This window comes from Kocuria sp. CPCC 205258 (assembly GCF_040981005.1).
GTDB classification, from domain to species: Bacteria; Actinomycetota; Actinomycetes; order Actinomycetales; family Micrococcaceae; genus Kocuria; species Kocuria rosea.
Genome location: NZ_JAVKPS010000002.1, coordinates 294033 through 312224 on the forward strand (window position 1 = coordinate 294033; position 18192 = coordinate 312224).

Genomic DNA, 18192 nt, shown 5'->3' on the forward strand with positions numbered 1-18192 from the left:
TGCTACCCACGGTTTGGTGCCGCGGACGGGCGTGACGCCGGATTAAACCCGCGGCGCGCCCGGATCCGCGCCGACGGCCTCGGCGGGGACCGCGAAGACGGGGCGGGGGGACTGCAGCCGGGCGGGTGCGGGCAGGTCGCGGCGCAGCACCCGGTCCCCGCGCTCGAGCTCGAGGGAGAACCCGCCGACGGCGTGGTGCACGTTCTCGCCCAGCACCGTCCGCTCCACGACCTGCTCCGGGCCGGGCGGCCCGTGCAGCAGCAGCACCGGCTCGCCCTCCCGCAGCTCCTCCTCGACGCGGGCGACCGCCTGCACCCAGTGGCTCTCCCGCACGCCGTCCGGAACGCGGAAGGGCACGACGACGGCGCCGCCCGCCGCCTCGTGCGCGCCCGGCGCCAGGACCCACGCCCGCCGGCCGTGCGGCGGCTCGGCAGGTGGCGTGCGGCCCTCCGCGGGCACGGGCCACACGTAGTCCAGGCCGGCGGGGTCGCCGGGGAAGACCGCGCGGTAGAGCTCCTCGTCCTTGCGCAGCAGGTTCGACCGGTGCGAGCGGTGGAACGCCTCGTCACCCAGCCAGGGCGGCGGCGGCGCCACGTCGTCGTCGGGGGCGCGGTCCCAGGCCTCGGGGGCGAACTCGCGGATCTGCCACCCCGTGCTGTCGGCCCCGCCGCGGGCCGTCCACTCGTCGACCATCGCGCGGCCGTAGGCGACCAGGGCGGGCACGTGCCCGGCCCACATCGCCGTGGCCGGGTGGCGGTACCACCCGTAGCCCGGCACGGTGGCCGCGCGCAGCACCTGCAGGGTCTCCACCCGCTGCTTGCCGAGCCGCTTGCGGTCGAGGACGCGGGCCGAGCGGGCGAAGTCCGGGTACGGGAGGAAGGTCTGCACCGCCCCAGTGTCCTACGGATCCGCGGCCTCCACCACCGCACCGGCCCGTGCGCCGGAGCCCGCGCGGGGGGACACTGGGGGCATGCCCCTGCCCCGCGCGCTGGAGCCGTTCCGGCTCGGCCGGTACCGTGTGCTCGCCTTCGCGATGTTCAGCAGCGTCTTCGGCGCCGGGATGTGGGCGGTGGCCCTCGTGCACCAGGTCCTGCAGCTGGACGGCACGGCCGTGGACCTCTCGGCCGTGACGGCGGTGGGCGCGCTCGGCATGCTCGTCTTCGTGCTCGTGGGCGGGATCGCGGCCGACCGCTTCCCCCTGGCCCGGGTGCTGCGCCTCGTCGAGACCGCCAACCTCCTGACGGCGGGGACGGTCGCCGTCCTGGCCCTGGCGGACGGGCTGCGCATGGGGCACCTCGCCGCGGCGGCGTTCGTGTTCGGCGCGGGTCTCGGCTTCTTCTATCCGGCCTACTCGGCCTCGTTGCCCCGGATCCTGCCCGCCCGGCAGCTGCTCGCGGCCAACGGTGTGGAGGGCACGGCGCGCCCGCTGCTGCAGCAGGCGGCGGGACCGGCCGTGGCGGGTCTGCTCATCGGGCTGGTCGCCCCCGGCGGCGCGCTCGCCCTGATCGCGCTCTGCCACGCCGCCGCGCTCGTGCTGCTGTTGCGCCTGCACGTGCCCGGCCACGACGCCGACTCGGACGCCGGCGCGGACACGGAATCGGACACGGGGCCGGACGCGGAACCGGTCGCGGGGCCGGCCGGGGACCCCGCCGCGGTGCCGGGCCCGGCGGCGGGAGCCGTGGTGCCCGCCCCGGTGCCGGGCGCGGGTGAGCCGTCCCCGCCGCGGGAGGCGGTGGGCGCCCTCCGGTCCGTGCGGCAGGACCTCATGGAGGGCGTGAGCTACACGGTGCGGACCCCGTGGCTGCTGTGGACCCTGCTGTGGGCGGTGCTCGCGGTCTTCCTGCTGCTGGGTCCCCTGGAGGTCCTCGTCCCGTTCCTGGTCCGGGACCGGCTGGGCGGGGACGCCTCCACGTTCGGCTACCTGCTGGCCTGCTACGGCGGGGCCAGCGCGGTGGCCTCCCTGGTGGTCGCGTCGCTGCCCCTGCCGCGGCGCTACCTCAGCTGGATGATCGTGCTGTGGGGGTTCGGGACGCTGCCCTTCGGTCTCGTCGCGACCACCGACTCGTTCTGGGTCATGGCGCTGTGCCTGGCCTTCGTGGGCGCCGGGGACGGCGCGGGCATGGTGCTGTGGGGCACGCTCCTGCAGCGCCGGGTCCCGCGCCACATGCTGGGCCGGGTCTCGAGCCTCGACTTCTTCGTCTCGATCGCCCTCATGCCGGTGTCGATGGCGGTCGCGGGACCCGTGGCCCAGATGGTGCCCCTGCCGGTGATCTTCTGGACCGTGGCCCTGCTGACCCCGGCGCTGGGGCTGGTGGCCCTGTGGGCCGGACGGATGCGCGAGGACGAGCTGGCGCACCCGCTGGCCGGCTGAGCGCCGCCGCGGCACCCCTCAGGGCGCAGGGACGGGGACGTGCGGACCGGGGCGGGGCCGCGTCCCGACCGGACGCGGCCCCGCCCCGCTCACCGCACGAGCGGTGGACGGCCCGCGGGTCAGTAGGCCTTGACGCGCTGCTCCACGATCAGGTGGATCAGGGCGAACTGCCCTTCTTCGTCGATCGCCCTCAGGGCGGCCTCGAGCGCGCCGGGGATCTCGGCGTCGGTCTCCACGCGCACCCCGAACCCGCCGAAGGCCTGGGCCATGAGGGCGAAGTCGGGGTTGACCAGCTGGGTGCCCGAGACGCGGTCGGGGTAGTCGCGTTCCTGGTGGGTGCGGATCGTGCCGTACTCCTGGTTGTCCATCACGATGACCAGCGGCGTGGCCCCGTACTGGGCGGCGGTGGCCAGCTCCTGGCCGTTCATCAGGAACTCGCCGTCACCGGCGATGGTCACCACCCGCCGGCCGGGGTAGCGCAAAGAGGCCGCGACGGCGGAGGGCACCGAGTAGCCCATGGAGCCGTTGCGGGCGGAGATCATCGCCGCGTACCCCTTGGCGGGGAAGTAGCGGTGGGCCCAGTTGGTGTGCTCGCCGGCGCCGAAGGTGCACATGGCGTCGTCGGGCAGACCCGCCACGAGGTGGGCCATCATGGTGTCCATCCGGGCCCGGCCCCCGGACGGCTCCGTGGACACGGGGGTGGAGAACTCGACCTGCTTCGCCCGCAGCCGGGCGGTCCACTCCTTCCACGCCGGCTTGGCCGGCAGGTCGATGCGCACGAGGTCGCGCACGAACACGTCGGGCTTGGCCACGATCTGGTAGGACACCGGCCCGGAGCGCCCGCGCAGGGACGGGTCGATGGTGACCAGGAAGTTCTTCTTCTCCCAGTCCTGGCGGACCAGGAACCCGTTGGTGATCACGTCCCCGGGGACGGTGCCCACGAAGACCAGCAGGTCGGTCTCCTCGAGCATCTCGAAGGTCGCCTTCGGGCGGCCGTAGCCGATCGGGCCCACGTAGGAGTCCGAGTCGAACGGGACGGTGCCCTCGGTGCGCCACTCGGCCGCGGCCGGGAGGTGGTGCTCCTCGAGCCAGTCCGTGAGGCCGGCCGCACCCTCGACGGTCCAGTCGTTGCCGCCGGTGACGAACAGGGGCTTCTCCGCGGTCGAGAGCGCGTCGCGCAGCGCCTTCCAGTCGTTGACCGTCATCCCGCCGTGGGCCACGGGGATCGGCGGGTGCAGGGTCGCGTCGATCTCGGCCCGGATGATGTCCTCGGGCAGACCCACCACCACCGGGCCGGGGCGGCCGGAGTTGGCGGCGAACATCGCCTCGGCCACGATCTCGGAGGCCCGCTCGGCGTGGTCGAGGACCATCACGCGCTTGGCCCCGGAGTCGAACCACGCGTGCGGGTCGAACTCCTGGAACGCCTCCTTGTCGCGGTGCTCGAACGGGATCAGGCCCACGAACAGCACCATCGGGGTGGAGTCCTGCCACGAGGTGTGCAGGCCCACGTGGGCGTTGGCCGCCCCGGGGCCGCGGGTCACCATGGCCACCCCGGGCACGGGTCCCATCTTGCCGTCGGCCTCGGCCATGTAAGCCGCACCGCCCTCGTGCCGGCACACGACCGTCTCGATCGACGAATGGTGCAGACCGTCGAGCACGTCCAGGTAGGACTCGCCGGGCACCACGTAGGTGCGCTCGACGCCGTGCGCCACGAGCGTGTCCACGATGACGTGGCCCGCCGACTTGCGGGCAGTGGTCTGTGCGGGGGATGCGGGGTCCGCAGTGGTCTGGGTCAACGTGGGTCCTTTTCGCCGTTGAAAATGGAGCGGTGGGGCTGGGCAGGCCGGAACCGGCTCGGGGGTCCGGGCCTGGCGCAGTTCATCCGAAAATACCCGATGCGGGCGGCGATCCGTGTCCTGGCGGTCACGGAGGAGTAAAGAAGGACGCACAGCGCCTGCGGTGCCCTGTGCGCTCCCGGGCCCGGGCACGACGACGGCGGCGGCGGTGGTCTCCCCCGGAGGGGACGACCACCGCCGCCGTCGTGGATCCTGCGCGGTGCTCAGTCCTGCATGTCCTCGAGCTCGATGCCGGTGGTCTCGCGGACCATCTTGATCGTGAAGATCAGGGAGACGAGCCCGAAGAACGCGTAGAGCCCGTACGCGACGCCCAGGGAGAAGGCCGCCAGGGCCGGGAAGGTCACGGTGACCAGCCAGTTGGCGATCCACTGCACGAATCCGGCCACGGCCAGGGCGGCGCCGCGGATCCGGTTCGGGAACATTTCGCCCAGCAGGACCCACATCATGGGACCCCACGAGACGCCGAAGAAGACCACGAACAGGTTGGCGGCCACGAGGGCGAGGGGTCCGGCGGTGGGGCCGAGCACCGGTGCGCCGTCGACCACGTCGGCCGTGGCGAACAGGACGGCGAGGGTGGCGAGGGACAGGGTCATGCCCGCCGAGCCGATGAGCAGGAGCCTGCGCCGGCCGACCTTCTCGACGAGCGCGATCGCCACGATGGTCACGGCGACGTTGACCACGGACGTGATCACCGTGATGGTGAACGAGTCGGCCTCGGTGAAGCCCACGGACTGCCAGAGCACGTTCGAGTAGTAGAAGATCACGTTGATGCCCACGAACTGCTGCAGCGCGGCCAGGCCGATGCCGACCCAGACGATGGGCTTGAGCCCGGCCGTCCGTCCCTTCAGATCGGACAGACGGGGCTTGTGCTCGATCCGGAGGCTCTCCTTGATGAGGCGCACCCGCTCGGCCGCCGACGCTGAGCCCTGCAGATTGGCCAGCACGGCCTCGGCCTCGTCGGAGCGACCGTCCTCCACCAGGTAGCGGGGGGACTCGGGGATCGTGAACGCGCCGATCAGATAGGCGATGGCCGGGATGGCCTCGGCCATGAACATCCACCGCCAGGCCTCCAGACCGAGCCACAGCTCCTGGGTGGAGCCGCCGGCCATGGCGGCGAGCCAGGCGTCCACCGCCAGCGAGATGAAGATGCCGAGCACGATGCCCATCTGCTGCAGCGAGCCGAGCCGGCCGCGGATGGAAGCCGGGGCAACCTCGGCGATGTAGGCGGGAGCGATGACGGAGGCGACACCCACGCCGATGCCTCCGACGATGCGCCAGAAGATCAGCCAGCCGAAGCTGTCCACCACACCGCAGCCGATCGCGCTGACGAGGAAGAGGACCGCGGCGATCTTCATCACCGGGACGCGGCCCAGGGCGTCGGCGACCCGGCCGCCGAAGAACGCACCTGCGGCGGCGCCGAGCAGGGCCGAGGCCACGGCGAAGCCGAGCGGTCCGGGAGCGACCCCGAACTCTTCCTGGATGGCCGAGACCGCGCCGTTGATGACCGCGGAGTCGTAGCCGAAGAGGAAGCCGCCGAAGGCGGCGACGATGGTGATCCGGAGGACCGCCGAGGTGTTCGGGTGCTCCGCGACCCTGGGGGTCGTGGCGTCTTGGCTCATCGGACAGCTCCCTTGCTGGTGGAGATCGGCTGCTGGTGGAGGAAGCGGCGTGGGCCCAGGACGTGCCGTCCGCCGCACCCCGGGGCGGACGCACCCGCCGACGCCGTGGGGTTCGTGTGACGCGGTCCACACTAAAACTCAGTGCGCTGAATGTCCATTAGTCGAAGACAGGAGTCGTCCGGCGCGTCATCCTGCCGGAAGGGCCCCGACGGGCAGCTCCGCGTGCTGCAGGGCGAGGATCACCGCGCCCGCCACATGCGCCTCGATTCCCAGCGTGGCGGTCTCGATCCGCAGGTCCCGGACGCTGCCGCGGACCCCCTGACGGGAGACGACCTCGCGCAGCGGGCCGAGCAGCAGCTCGCCGGCCCGGGCGATCTCGCCGCCGACGACCACGAGCTCCGGGTTGATGGTGTTGCACAGGTTGGCCACCGCCGTGCCGAGCAGGCGGCCGGTGTCGCCGATGACCCGCCCGCAGCCGACGTCGCCGGCGAGCGCCGCGGCCACGAGGTCGGGCACGGTCAGGTCGGGCCCGTGCGTGGTGCTCAGCAGGCCGGTGACGTCCCCGGAGGACACGTAGGTCTCGAGGCACCCGCGGTTGCCGCACCGGCACACCCGTCCGTGCTCGTCCACGGTCGTGTGGCCGAGCTCCCCGGCGGACCCGGTGGCGCCGCGGAAGAGGGACCCGTTGAGGATCAGGCCGGCGCCCACGCCGTGCCCGATCTTGAGGTAGGCCATGTGCTGCGCTCCGCGCCCGGCACCCCAGGTGTGCTCGCCGAGGGCGCCCGCGTTGGCGTCGTTCTCGACGACGACGGGCAGCCCGAGCCGGCGGCCGGCCTCCTCGCGCACGTCGATCCCGCTCCACGCCGGGAGGATCGCGCTCGCGCTGACCAGCCGGCCCTCGAGGTCCACGGGGGCCGGGAGCGTGAGACCCGCGGCGAGCAGCCCGGACCGTGCCGTGCCGTGCTCCCGGAGCAGGGTTGCGAGGGTCCGGCCGACCAGCTCGAGGTCCTCGGCGAAGCGGTGCTCGGCGGGCAGCTCGTGTCGCCGCTGGGCGAGGATCCTCTGGTTCAGGTCCGCGACGGCCACCGTGACGTGGCGGTGTCCCACGTCGATGCCGACCACGTGGCCGGCGGAGCCCCGGAAGCCGATGCGCTGACCCCGGCGGCCGGCGCCGTCCGTCTCCATGACGAGCAGGCCGGCGCCGATCAGCTGGTGCACGATGCTGGACACCGTCGAGGGCGCCAGCGCGGTGCGTCGGGAGATCTGCGCCTGGGTGAGGTGCCCGTCACGGCGCACCGCGTCGAGCACCCGGCGCTGGTTGGCGTTGCGCAGGGACGTCTGCGAACCGGGTGGAACGGGGGACCCCGCGGATTCGGACATCATCGTCCTCTTTCACCGGTGAACGTGAACAGGACTGTCATCCTAATCAGCGTTCACAGGTCGAAGACAGGGGTGGGCGGGCCGGCGGTTCCGCCCGGCTGACCTCAGAGGACCTTGCCGGCCTCGGCGATCAGCCCTCTGGCGGCGGCGACCTGGGCGGGGGAGGCGGCGACGAAGTGCTCGTTGCGGGTCACCACCGTGGGCACCGTGGCGTTGCCGTCGTTGAGGGACTCCACGAAGGCCAGCGCGTCCCGGTCCTCCCAGATGTTGGTCCACGCGGCGCGCTCGGCGTCCGGGCCGAGTCCGCGCTCGAGCATGCCGCAGAACGGGCACCCGGGCCGCCAGTAGATGGCGACCCCGCCCTCCGCCACGTGCTGCACGGCCTCGGCGTGGGAGGCGGCCGGGCGGCGGCTGCGGGACTTGTCCTTCTTGAACACGGGGGCTCCTCGCGGGTCGAACGGCAGGGTGGGAGTGGCGGTCCAGTCTAGCCGGGCCGTTCCACGTCAAGAGCTGTCCCCCGATGAGGGGACAGGGACTGAGGGTGGCAGGAGGGTGACAGGAGAGCGGCGGAGACCCGTCGTGGCGGTGTCCGTCGACAGGAACACCTGATAAGGATTGATCTTCGTGCGAATGTCCGGCGTTCCACGTGAAACTCCACAGCTGTGCTCGAGCATCAACTTCTTTTGGCTGATGGTGCCGCCGGTGTCGCGCGGGGGACGCGGAGCGTCACACAGCGGCCCCGACGCCACCGTTCCCGCCGCCAAGCTTCATGATTTGTCATTCTCTGTACCGATTCGGGGAATTCTTCCCGAACTCTCTTGCGGGCCGGGCGTTCGGGAACTCCCGGAACGTGGCGTGTGTCATGGTGGTGGGCATGGCAATTCCGGCGCAGCACACTTCCCCCCGGCCGGCCCGCTCCACCTGGTCCCTCCCCCAGCTGCACCAGTGGGTGGTCGTCCCCTTCATCGTCGTGCTCGTCACGGCGACCGTGGGGCGGCTGCTGGTGTACTCCCCGGGAGTCGCGGCACAGGAGATCGAGGTCCTGCACCGGCTCGACGCGGCGCGCCTCGGCGCCCTGGACACGCTGGCGCTCGTCCTGCACCACGCGTTCTCCACCCCGGGGACGTTCGCGATCATCGCCGCTCTCACCGCGTGGCTCGCCCTGGCCCGCCGGCGGCCCTGGGACGCCGCCGGCTTCGCCGTCACGGCGCTCTCCGGCTGGGCAGCTGTCGGGATGGTGAAGGTCGCCGTCGGCCGCCCCCGGCCGGACAGCACGGCGTTCCCGGAACCCCTGGTCCTCGTGGACGGCCTCACGTCCTTCCCCTCCGGGCACGCGGGTGCCGCCCTGGCCATCGCGGCGGCGTTCTGCCTCGCGATGCGCCGGTCGAGGTCCGCCTCCGCGGTCCTCGTCGCGGGACTGGGCACGGCCGTGCTCGTCGGGCTGTCCCGTCTCTACCTGGGCGTGCACTACCCCCTCGACGTCCTCGCCTCGTTCCCCGTCGCGTGGGCGGGCCTGGCCGTGGGGTGCGGTCTCGCCAACCACCTGGTGCCCGCGCTCGCCTACGGCTTCGGCTGGCAGCAGGAGGACGCGGCGTGGCACGACGTCGAGCAGCGGCCCGCCGCCGAGGAGAGCCCAGCGGAGGACGCTCGTCCGGACACGGCACGGGTGCCGGTCGTGGCCCGGCGGACGGACCACCACGCCGCCTGACACGGATCGCCCGCGGCCGTGGCACCGGGTGCCCCGCCGGGTCTCAGGGCTCGATCCGCCGGTGGAAGGGCCACCAGATGGCCCGGCCGATGTCGTAGGTCAGGGCCGGCACCAGCAGCGACCGGACGATCAGCGCGTCCAGCAGCACGCCGAACGCCACGATGAACGCCAGCTGCACCAGGAACATGATCGGGATGACGGCCAGCGCCGCGAACGTGGCCGCGAGCACGATGCCGGCGGAGGTGATCACCCCGCCGGTGAGGGTGAGCCCCCGAAGGATGCCCGCCCGGGTGCCGTGCACCAGCGACTCCTCCCGCACCCGGGACATCAGGAAGATGTTGTAGTCGATGCCCAGCGCCACGAGGAAGACGAAGCCGAAGAGCGGGACCGAGGGGTCCGCACCGGGCAGGTCCAGGACGTTGTTGAACACGAGGGCGGAGACGCCCAGGGCCGTGAAGAACGAGACCACGGTGGTGAGGATCAGCAGCACCGGGGCCAGGACGGAGCGCAGCAGCAGCATGAGGATCAGGGTGATGACCACGAGGATCACCGGGATGATCAGCGTGCGGTCGGCGATCGAGGTCTCGTTGGTGTCGATGTTCGTCGCCGTGGTGCCGCCCACGAGGATCTCCGCGTCCGCCGCGCGCAGGTTCTCGCGCAGCTCCCGGACGGTCTGCTCCGCCTCGGGGGAGTCGGCGGCGTCGGACAGCGTGGCCTGGAGCTGATAGAGGCCCTCGGCCTCCGTCGGCTCGGCCCCGGCGAAGGGCCCGGCCGCGGGCGGGGCGTCCTCCCCGAGGGGCAGGGTGCCGGACGGGGAGCCGTTGGCGACGGCGACGACGCCGGCCACCCCCTCCGTGCCCTCGACCGCCTCGACCGCGGCGTCCAGGGAGCCGGTCGGGACCAGCAGGACCGCCGGGCTGCCGGAGCCGCCGGGGAAGTGCTGGGCCAGGGCCTCCTGGCCGTCCCGCGCCTGGGACTCGCCGAGCACGAGCTCGCTCTGCTCCACGCCCGAGGCCTCGAACTGGGTGCTGAACCCGGCGAGGGCGAGGAGCACCACAGTGGTCACCACCCAGATCGCCCGCGGGGCGCGGGCCACGAACCGGGCCACCGATGCCCACACGCCCCGGCCCTCGACGGTCGGGCGGGTGCCCGCCCCGTGCTCGACCACGCGCACGCGCTCCGTGCCCGAGGCGTCGTAGCGGGGCCGGAACGGCCAGAAGGCCCCCCGTCCCGTGGCGTAGAGGACCGCGGGCAGGAAGGTCAGGGCCGCCAGGACGGACATCACGATGCCGACGGAGGCCACCGGGCCCAGGGCCTTGTTCGAGGCGAGGTCCGAGAGCAGCAGGCACAGCAGGCCCGCGATGACGGTGGCGCCGGAGGCGACGATCGGCTCGACCGAGCCCTTGAGGGCCGCCCGGGTGGCCTCCGCCCGTCCCCGGTGGTGCAGGAGGGCGTCCCGGTACCGCGCCGTGTACAGCAGCGAGTAGTCGGTGGCGGCGCCGACCACGAGGATGAACAGGATGCCCTGCACCTGGCCGCTGATGGTCACGAGCTCGTTGGCCGCCAGCCAGTACACGACCAGGATGGCGGCGCTGAGGGCGAAGACCGAGGTCAGCAGCACCAGGACGGGCAGCACGGGGGAGCGGTAGACCACCAGCAGGATCACGAACACCACGGCCAGCGCCACGCCCAGCAGGAGACCGTCGATGCCCTCGAAGCCGGCCACGAGATCGGCCGTGAACCCGGCGGGGCCCGTCACGTAGCTCTGCAGGCCCTCCGGCCGGTCCGCCTCGAACCGTTCCGCGAGCGCCTCGACGTCGTCGACGACCTCGCCGTCGGGCAGGGGGACGACGAGCTGGAAGGCCTCGCCGTCCTCGGACGGGATCAGCGGCGAGGTCTGCCCCTCGGCAAGGCCGCTCTCCTGCACCGCCGCGGCGGCGTCCTCGGCCCACGCCCGGTCGGCGGCGGTCAGCCCGCCCTCGCGGGCGAGGAGGACGATCGCGGGGATCGCCTCCGAGTCCCGGAACTCGCCCAGCAGCCGGGTGACCTGCGTGGACTCGGTGGACTCGGGCAGGAAGCTGGACTGGTCGTTGGTGGAGACCTCGGAGATCTTCCCGAAGTACGGCCCGCCCACGCCGGCCACCGCGAGCCACCCGACGATCAGCAGCGCCGGCAGCAGGATCCGCAGCAGCGTGGTCCAGCGGGAGCGCCGCGGGGGTGCGGGGGAGCCGGGGGCCTCGGCCCACGGGGCGGGACGGGACGCGGCGGGGGCCGGGGTGGTCATGGCGTGCCTTTCACGAGCGGCAGGAGCAGGTCGGAGCCGCGGCGACCGACGGACCCCACCGCGGGACCGGAGGCGCCGGGGTCTGGGACCAGACTAATATTTCGAAAACAGAAATAAAATCCCGGGCTCAGTCGTAGACGGCCTTGACGCACAGCACCGGGCAGGGGCTCTCGAGCAGGACGCGCTGGGCGGTGCTCGCCATGATGATCTTGCCCACGGGGGAGCGGCGCCGGATGCCCAGCACGATGAGCTCGGCCCCGTGCTCGCGAGCGGTGTCGAGGATGACGTCGGCGGGGTCGCTGTCGTGGTCGGGCTCCCGCAGCTCGTAGCGCACTCCGGCACGGGCGAGCTTCTCCCGCTCCACGTCGATGTCGGCCTCGATCTCCGGCGGCTGGTGGCGCCTCGGCCGCGGCTGCACCACCACCAGGTCGGTGCCGCGGCGCTCGGCCTCGAGGATGGCGGCGTCCAGCGCCGCGTGTCCGGGGGCGGTGGGCATGTATCCGACGACGACGGTCACGGGTTCTCCTGGGGTAGCGGCACGGTGGGTCGGAACGGGTCAGGGACCGCGGTGCGGGTCCTGGTCCGCGGGCTCGTCCTCCATGCGGGCGAGGGCCTCCGGGTGCTCGAACCGCACCTTGCGGCCGAGGAACAGGCGGTCGTAGACGAAGTTGACGATCCACAGGCCCAGCCCGATCAGCAGCAGGACCACGGCGATCTGGTACTCGATGAGGTCCTGTGCCCAGGGCCCCACGAGGTAGGCGCAGGTGAGCGCGCCCAGGTAGGGCAGGACCCGGGGGGCGTGGAAGTAGTCGTGGGTGGGGCTGTGGTCCTTGCGCAGGATGATCGCCGCGACGTTGACGATGGTGAACACGCCCAGGAGGAGGAGGGCAGTGGTGCCGCCGAGGGCGCTCGCCGTGCCGCTGCCGAGGATGTTGTTGATGACGACGATCAGGGCCATGGCGAGGAGGCTCGTGAACACGATGGCCGACCAGGGGGTGCGCCGGCCCTGCAGGACGTGGCCCAGGAAGTCCGGCAGCACGCCCTGGCGGGCCATGCCGTAGAGCAGCCGGGAGGCCATGAGCATGTTGATCAGGGCGGTGTTGGCCACGGCGAAGATCGTCAGGAACGGGTAGATCGTGTCGATGGGGATGTTGGGGGCGCCGATCCGGACCATGTCCAGCAGCGGCGTGGTCGACTCCCCGAGCACGCCGATGGGGACGACCGCCACGGTGAAGAGCGAGACCAGGATGTAGACCACGCCCGTCAGGCCGAGGCCGAAGAGCATCACGCGCGGGAAGTCGCGGCTGGGGTTCTTGGTCTCCTCGACCATGTTGACGGAGTCCTCGAAGCCCACGAAGGAGAAGAACGCGAGCGAGGTCACCGCGGTGAGGGCCAGGAAGATGCCCTTGTCCTCGGAGGTCTCGAAGATCATGGTCTGGCTGAAGTCGGCCCGGCCCTGGAAGGACGCCCAGAACCCCACGAGGATGACGATGAGCAGGCCGGTGAGCTCGATCGACGTCAGCACCACGTTGAAGACCAGGCCCTCGGTGACCCCGCGGATGTTGATGGCGGCGAGGATCGCGATGAAGCTGACCGCGATCACGGTGATCCCGGTGGTGCCCACCTCGAGGCCGAAGCCGCGGGCGAAGTTCGAGGCCACGGCCGAGGCCGCCGTCGAGGCGGAGGTCAGGCCCGAGCTGAGCACCGCGAACGTCACGAGGAAGGTGATGAAGTGGATGCCGAAGGCCTTGTGGGTGTACAGCGCGGCGCCCGAGGCGCCGGGGTACTTGGTCACGAGCTCGAGGTAGGAGAAGGCCGTGATGGTCGCCACGAGGAACGCCACGAGGATCGGGGCCCACGCGGCGCCGCCGATCTCCCCGGCGATGTTCCCGGTGAGGGCGTACACCCCGGTGCCGAGGATGTCGCCCACGATGAACAGCAGGAGCAGGCCGGGGCCCATGACGCGCTTGAGCTCCGGCTGGGGGCGGGACCGGGTCCCGGATTCGGCTGACTGGGCCATCGGATGCCTCGAATCGGTGGTGACGGGCTGGCGGGCCCCGGCGGGCGGTGACCGTGGCCACAGCCTATGCCACGCCCCGCGCCCGGCCCAGGTGGTGACGGGGAGCCGCCGTGTTCCTAGCCTGGGACCATGACGAGCACAGCACCCCGCTTCCGGCTGACCGATCTCCGCCTCCCGTTCCTGGGCGCCCCGATGGCCGGCGGGCCCTCGACCCCGGCGCTGGCCGCGGCGGTCACGGCCGCCGGCGGCCTGGGCTTCCTGGCCGCCGGCAACCGTCCCGCGGCGGGCGTCCGCGCGGACGTCGAGGAGGTCCGGGCGCGCACGGACGGCCCGTTCGGGGTGAACCTGTTCGTCCCGCAGGCGGCGAACACCGCGGCCCCCGGGACGGCGGCCGACCCCGCCGTGCACCGGTCGGTCGCGGCCTACCGGGAGGCGCTGGGAGACACGGCCCGCCGGTACGGGGTGGAGCTGCCGGACACGGACCCCGCCGACGACGACGGGTGGGCCGCCAAGCTCGAGCTCGTCGAGGCGCTGCGGGTCCCGGTCGTCTCGTTCACCTTCGGGCTCCCCGCGGCCACCGTGCTGGAGCGGCTCGCGGCGGTGGGCACCACGACGTCCGTCACGGTGACCTCGGTCCCGGAGGCCCAGGCCGCCGTGCGGGCCGGTGCCCACCTGCTGACGGTCCAGGGCCCGGCGGCCGGCGGGCACCGGGGCACCCACCGCGCGGAGGACGTCCCGGGCGAGGAGCCCCTGGTGGAGCTCGTCGCCGCGGTCCGCGCCGCCGTGGACGTCCCGCTCGTGGCCGCGGGCGGCATCGCCTCCGCGGCGGACGCGGACGCGTCCCTGGCCGCCGGGGCGGACGCCGTGCAGGTCGGCACGCTGCTGCTGCGCACGCACGAGGCGGGGACGTCCGCCGCGTACCGGGAGGCCCTCGGCTCGGGCCGCTACACGGAGACCGCCGTGACCCGCGCATTCTCGGGGCGGCTGGCGCGCGGGGTGCGCAACGGTTTCCTCGACCGCTTCACGAATATGGCCCCAGCGGCATATCCACAGGTCAACCAGATGACCAAGCCCATCCGGGCGGCCGCGGCGCAGGCCGGTGACCCCGAGGCCATCGCCCTGTGGGCCGGTCCGCAGTTCGCGGCCGCGCAGGAGGTCCCCGCCGCCGAGGTGGTGCGCGGCATCCTCCGCGCACCGACCGGTCCCTGACGGCGGGTGCCCGGCACGACCGTCAGCGCACCCCGCGCATCATCCGCCGGATCCAGGGGGACAGCACGAGCAGGGCGGCGCCGACGACGATGGTCACGGCGCCCAGGGTCCCGAAGTAGGCGGCCTCGGCCTGCTCGCTGTAGTAGCCGGCCAGCGCGCCGGACAGGGCCGTGCCCAGGGCCACCGACAGGTAGAAGAGGGCGACCATCAGCACGGGATAGGCGCGCGGAGCCAGCCGGGTGGACAGGGACAGGCCCACCGGGGAGACCATCAGCTCGCCCAGGGTGGCGACCAGCAGGATCAGCGCGGCCCACAGGACCGGCACCGAGGACACCCCGACCATGGGCAGGAAGATCAGGAACGCCGATCCCATCAGCACGATGCCCAGGCCGAACTTGGTGGGCGTGGCGGGCTGGCGGTCGCCGAGCTTCGTCCACAGCACCGCGAACACCGGGGCGAGCAGGATGATGAACAGCGGGTTGAAGGACTGGACCCAGGAGATCGGCATGGTCCAGTCGCCCAGGGTCCGGTCCAGGCGAGTGTCCGAGTAGATCGTGATGACCGTGAACTGCTGCTGGAACAGCGCCCAGAACGCGGCCGAGCCGATGAACAGCGGGATGAACGCCCGCACGCGGGAGCGCTCGTCGTCGTCGACCTTCTTGCTGGTGAGCAGGAGGACGAACAGCGCCACGGCCGCCACCACGATCACCCCCACCACGACGTCGGCGAGGTTGGCCGCGTTCAGCACCCCCGTGAGGGCGGCGGCCACGACGACGGCGATCGCCGCCGCGGCGATCCCCGCCCACTTCCCGTACTGCTCGCGCGGCAGGGGATTGGGCACGTGGTGGACCTCGGCGGGAAGCCTCCTGCGCCCGAGGGCGTACTGGGCCAGGCCGAAGGCCATGCCCACCGCGGCCAGGCCGAAGCCGAGGTGGAAGCCCCAGGTCTTCTGCGCGAAGCCGGTCAGGAGCGGCCCGAGGAGTCCGCCGATGTTCACGCCCATGTAGAAGATCGAGAAGCCTGCGTCGCGTCGCGGGTCCTGGCGGTCGTAGAGGGCGCCCACGAGATTGGTGATCGTGGCCTTGAGCCCCCCGGACCCGATCGCGATGAGGACGAGGCCGATCGTGAGGCCCGCGACGGCGGGGATCAGCGCCAGCGAGACGTGGCCGGCCATGATGAGGACGCCGCTGAGGAACATCGTCCGCTCGGAGCCGAGGAGCCGGTCGGCGACCCACCCGCCCAGGATGGCGAACAGGTAGACGGCGCCGCCGTAGGCGCCCACGATGCCCGCGGCCGTGGCGCGGTCGATGCCGAGCCCGCCCTCGGTGGTGGCGAAGTACATGTACAGCAGGACGATGCCCTGCATGCCGTAGAAGGAGAAGCGCTCCCACAGCTCGACGCTGAACAGGTTCGCCAGCATGCGCGGCTGGCCGAAGAAGGACCGGGCACCGGGGCGGGGGAGCTCCGCGCCGGGGCGGTTGTCGTGGTGGTCGCGCGGGTCGGGGGCGCCGGTGGCGCCGTCCGCCGCGCGGGGGGTGCGGAAGGTCATGCGCACCATGATCGGCCTGCCGGGCGGTCGAGCACCAATCGGTGCGCCCCCGCGGCCGGCGGCCCCGTCGCGCTCGCCCCCCGGTGGGCGGTGCCGGCGGCGGGACGGGCGACGCCCGGGACCGCGGTGCACCCACCGCGGTCCCGGGCGTCGCCGGAGAAGGAGCCAGGACTCAGTTGAAGTCCTTCGGGTCGGAGCCGATCCGCCCGCCGTTGTCGAGGCCGCTGATCGCCCGGACGTCCTCGTCGTCGAGCCGGACGTCGAGGGCCGCGTAGTTCTCGCGGATCCGCTCCGGCGTGACGGTCTTGGGGAAGACCACGTTGCCGATGGCCAGGTGCCACGCGATGATGACCTGTCCCGGGGTGGCGCCGTGCTTGCGGGCGATCGAGTCGATCACCGGGTCCTTCAGGAGGTCGCCGCCCTGGCCCAGGGGAGACCAGGCCTCGGTCAGGATGCCGTGCGAGGCGTTGAAGTCCCGCAGCGCGGACTGGTTGAAGTAGGGGTGCAGCTCCACCTGGTTCACCACGGGGACCACGCCCGTCGCGTCGATGATCTCCTGGAGCTCCTCCTGCGGGAAATTCGAGACGCCGATGGACCGGGCCTTGCCGCTCTCCCGGATCTCCTGGAACGCCTTCCAGGTCTCCAGGTACTTCCCGCGCTTCGGGGTGGGCCAGTGGATGAGGTACAGGTCGACGTACTCCAGGCCGAGACGTTCCAGGGAGGCGTCGACGGCCTTCAGCGCGGAGTCGTGGCCGTGGTCGTCGTTCCACAGCTTGGTGGTCACGAAGATCTCGTCGCGCGGGATGCCGCTGTTCGCGATCGCCCGGCCGACGCCCTCCTCGTTGCCGTAGATCATGGCGGTGTCGATGTGGCGGTAGCCGGCCTCGAGGGCCTGGCCCACCACGTCCTCGGCGATGTCGGCGTCGACCTGCCACACGCCGTAGCCGAGCTGGGGGATGGTCCTGCCGTCGTGCAGGGTGAGGGTCGGGGACTGCGTCGTGGACTGCGTCATGGACCGTGCCTTTCGTGGGGAGACAGCCAGGGGCTGACAGGGAGGGCCGGGAGGAGCTCGTCCGGGCCCGGTGTCCGTCGAACAGTCTCCTGCTGTCGCCGCGCGCTGACAAGAAGGACAGCGTGCTTTCTGCTCTCAGCAATCGGCCTCCGGTGCCCAGCCGCAGCGGGAGGCCCCGGGAAGGCGGGGAACGGTGGCCGCAGCCGCGGTCGTGGCCGGCAGCGGGCGCTCAGCCGTCGGCGCGTGGCCGCCGGGCGGACGGGCGCCGGGCGGACGGGCGCCGGTCGACCCACGGGGGCAGGAGGCGGGGCAGCGCCTCGGCGGCGCCGGCCCGGACGGTCCGGTCGGCGTGCGGGGTGAGCGCGGTGTCCTCGGGGTTGATCTCGACCACGGGCGTCCCGCGGCCGGCCGCGATCAGCGGCAGGGAGGCGGCGGGCTGCACGAGCCCGGACGTGCCCACCACGAGCACGAGCTCCGCCTCGGCCACGGCCGCGGCGGCGCGCTCCACGGCGCCCTCGGGCAGCTGCTCCCCGAACCACACGACCGCGGGCCGCACCGCTCCGCCGCAGGAGGGGCACACCGGGGGGCGCTCGCGGCTCGGCTCCTCGCGGTCGGGCTCCTGCGGAGCGGGCGGTGCCTCCGGACGGGCCTCCGCTGCCAGGCCCGGGAGGAGACGCTCCGGGAACGGGGCGCCGCAGCCCGAGCAGCGGAACGCGAACAGGCTGCCGTGCAGGTGGGCGAGGACCGCGGAGCCCGCCCGCTCGTGGAGGTCGTCGACGTTCTGGGTGACCACGTGGACGCGGGCGCGGTCCGCCCACCGGGCGATCGCCCGGTGTCCGGCGTTGGGGCGGAGCCGGCGCACCTGGCGGGCCCGCCAGAGGTACCAGGACCAGACGAGCCCGGGGTCGGCGTCCCACGCCTCGGGGGTGGCCAGCTCCTCGGGGGACCAGCGGGCCCACAGTCCGGTGCCGGCGTCCCGGAAGGTGGGCACCCCGCTCTCGGCCGACATCCCGGCGCCGGAGAGCACGGTCACGGTGCGCGCGGAGCGCGCCAGCTCGAGCAGTTCGGGGTCGAGGTCGTCCATGCCGCCGACGGTATACGCACGGAGGCTCCCGGACCAGAGTGCCCGGGCCGGTGCGGGGAAACGCCCGGGCCCGTTGGTCGATCAGCACGCGCGCGTGGTG

The 18192-nt window shown here is 72.9% G+C and carries 14 protein-coding genes; 3 read left to right on the forward strand and 11 right to left on the reverse strand.

Annotated elements, in window-relative coordinates; all coding sequences use genetic code 11:
• Positions 1-42: 42 nt before the first annotated feature.
• Positions 43-888, reverse strand: a complete 846-nt coding sequence (locus RF644_RS04700) for an MSMEG_6728 family protein (RefSeq protein ID WP_017835087.1) — start codon at positions 886-888, stop codon at positions 43-45.
• A gap of 82 nt (positions 889-970) precedes the next feature.
• On the opposite strand from RF644_RS04700, the gene RF644_RS04705 reads away from it, so the two are divergent.
• Positions 971-2371 carry an MFS transporter gene (locus RF644_RS04705; protein ID WP_368795594.1) on the forward strand — a complete coding sequence of 467 codons (1401 nt, stop codon included), beginning with the start codon at positions 971-973 and terminating at the stop codon, positions 2369-2371.
• Positions 2372-2490: 119 nt separating this feature from the next.
• Here RF644_RS04705 and RF644_RS04710 read toward each other — a convergent pair whose 3' ends face one another.
• The 4 genes from RF644_RS04710 to RF644_RS04725 form a co-directional block, all read right to left on the reverse strand.
• Positions 2491-4167, reverse strand: coding sequence for a thiamine pyrophosphate-dependent enzyme (locus tag RF644_RS04710; protein WP_368795596.1), 1677 nt, complete (start codon positions 4165-4167; stop codon positions 2491-2493).
• Between the two features lie 263 nt (positions 4168-4430).
• Positions 4431-5846, reverse strand: a complete 1416-nt coding sequence (locus tag RF644_RS04715; RefSeq protein ID WP_368795597.1) for a sugar porter family MFS transporter — start codon at positions 5844-5846, stop codon at positions 4431-4433.
• Between the two features lie 186 nt (positions 5847-6032).
• A complete protein-coding gene (locus tag RF644_RS04720; protein WP_368795598.1) occupies positions 6033-7226 on the reverse strand; it encodes an ROK family transcriptional regulator in 1194 nt (397 codons plus the stop codon).
• A 104-nt stretch (positions 7227-7330) separates the two neighbouring features.
• Positions 7331-7663: a glutaredoxin domain-containing protein gene (locus RF644_RS04725; protein WP_368795599.1), complete on the reverse strand. Its 333-nt coding sequence runs from the start codon at positions 7661-7663 to the stop codon at positions 7331-7333.
• A 437-nt stretch (positions 7664-8100) separates the two neighbouring features.
• Between RF644_RS04725 and RF644_RS04730 the strand changes: the two genes are divergently transcribed.
• Positions 8101-8934: a phosphatase PAP2 family protein gene (locus RF644_RS04730; RefSeq protein WP_368795600.1), complete on the forward strand. Its 834-nt coding sequence runs from the start codon at positions 8101-8103 to the stop codon at positions 8932-8934.
• 43 nt (positions 8935-8977) lie between these two features.
• Here the strand turns inward: RF644_RS04730 and RF644_RS04735 are convergent, their stop codons facing one another.
• The 3 genes from RF644_RS04735 to RF644_RS04745 all read right to left on the reverse strand — a co-directional run bounded on the left by RF644_RS04735 (position 8978) and on the right by RF644_RS04745 (position 13238).
• The gene (locus RF644_RS04735) at positions 8978-11218 is read right to left on the reverse strand and encodes an efflux RND transporter permease subunit (protein WP_368795601.1); all 2241 of its coding nucleotides are present in this window, start codon (positions 11216-11218) and stop codon (positions 8978-8980) included.
• A 127-nt stretch (positions 11219-11345) separates the two neighbouring features.
• Positions 11346-11735, reverse strand: a complete 390-nt coding sequence (locus tag RF644_RS04740) for a universal stress protein (RefSeq protein ID WP_035924332.1) — start codon at positions 11733-11735, stop codon at positions 11346-11348.
• A 39-nt stretch (positions 11736-11774) separates the two neighbouring features.
• The gene (locus tag RF644_RS04745; protein ID WP_368795602.1) at positions 11775-13238 is read right to left on the reverse strand and encodes an APC family permease; all 1464 of its coding nucleotides are present in this window, start codon (positions 13236-13238) and stop codon (positions 11775-11777) included.
• A gap of 129 nt (positions 13239-13367) precedes the next feature.
• Here RF644_RS04745 and RF644_RS04750 point away from each other — a divergent pair, with 129 nt between their 5' ends.
• Positions 13368-14447, forward strand: coding sequence for a nitronate monooxygenase (locus tag RF644_RS04750; protein WP_368795603.1), 1080 nt, complete (start codon positions 13368-13370; stop codon positions 14445-14447).
• Positions 14448-14469: 22 nt separating this feature from the next.
• On the opposite strand, the gene RF644_RS04755 is transcribed toward RF644_RS04750, so the two are convergent.
• From RF644_RS04755 to RF644_RS04765, 3 genes are all read right to left on the reverse strand, one after another.
• Entirely contained in the window at positions 14470-15996 is a 1527-nt protein-coding gene (locus RF644_RS04755) for a peptide MFS transporter (RefSeq protein WP_368795604.1), read from the reverse strand.
• 172 nt (positions 15997-16168) lie between these two features.
• Positions 16169-17008: an aldo/keto reductase gene (locus RF644_RS04760; protein ID WP_368795605.1), complete on the reverse strand. Its 840-nt coding sequence runs from the start codon at positions 17006-17008 to the stop codon at positions 16169-16171.
• Positions 17009-17237: 229 nt separating this feature from the next.
• On the reverse strand, positions 17238-18092 hold the full coding sequence (locus RF644_RS04765) for an NAD-dependent deacylase (protein ID WP_368795606.1): 855 nt from the start codon (positions 18090-18092) through the stop codon (positions 17238-17240).
• Between the last annotated feature and the right edge of the window lie 100 nt (positions 18093-18192).

What these genes read in the sequence shown, in the direction of transcription:
- RF644_RS04730 (WP_368795600.1), top strand. Translation starts at nt 8,101, where the DNA reads ATGGCAATTCCGGCGCAGCACACTTCCCCCCGGCCGGCCCGCTCCACC.
- RF644_RS04765 (WP_368795606.1), bottom strand. Translation starts at nt 18,092, where the DNA reads ATGGACGACCTCGACCCCGAACTGCTCGAGCTGGCGCGCTCCGCGCGC.
- RF644_RS04715 (WP_368795597.1), bottom strand. Translation starts at nt 5,846, where the DNA reads ATGAGCCAAGACGCCACGACCCCCAGGGTCGCGGAGCACCCGAACACC.
- RF644_RS04755 (WP_368795604.1), bottom strand. Translation starts at nt 15,996, where the DNA reads ATGACCTTCCGCACCCCCCGCGCGGCGGACGGCGCCACCGGCGCCCCC.
- RF644_RS04745 (WP_368795602.1), bottom strand. Translation starts at nt 13,238, where the DNA reads ATGGCCCAGTCAGCCGAATCCGGGACCCGGTCCCGCCCCCAGCCGGAG.
- RF644_RS04750 (WP_368795603.1), top strand. Translation starts at nt 13,368, where the DNA reads ATGACGAGCACAGCACCCCGCTTCCGGCTGACCGATCTCCGCCTCCCG.
- RF644_RS04760 (WP_368795605.1), bottom strand. Translation starts at nt 17,008, where the DNA reads ATGACGCAGTCCACGACGCAGTCCCCGACCCTCACCCTGCACGACGGC.
- RF644_RS04720 (WP_368795598.1), bottom strand. Translation starts at nt 7,226, where the DNA reads ATGTCCGAATCCGCGGGGTCCCCCGTTCCACCCGGTTCGCAGACGTCC.
- RF644_RS04735 (WP_368795601.1), bottom strand. Translation starts at nt 11,218, where the DNA reads ATGACCACCCCGGCCCCCGCCGCGTCCCGTCCCGCCCCGTGGGCCGAG.
- RF644_RS04705 (WP_368795594.1), top strand. Translation starts at nt 971, where the DNA reads ATGCCCCTGCCCCGCGCGCTGGAGCCGTTCCGGCTCGGCCGGTACCGT.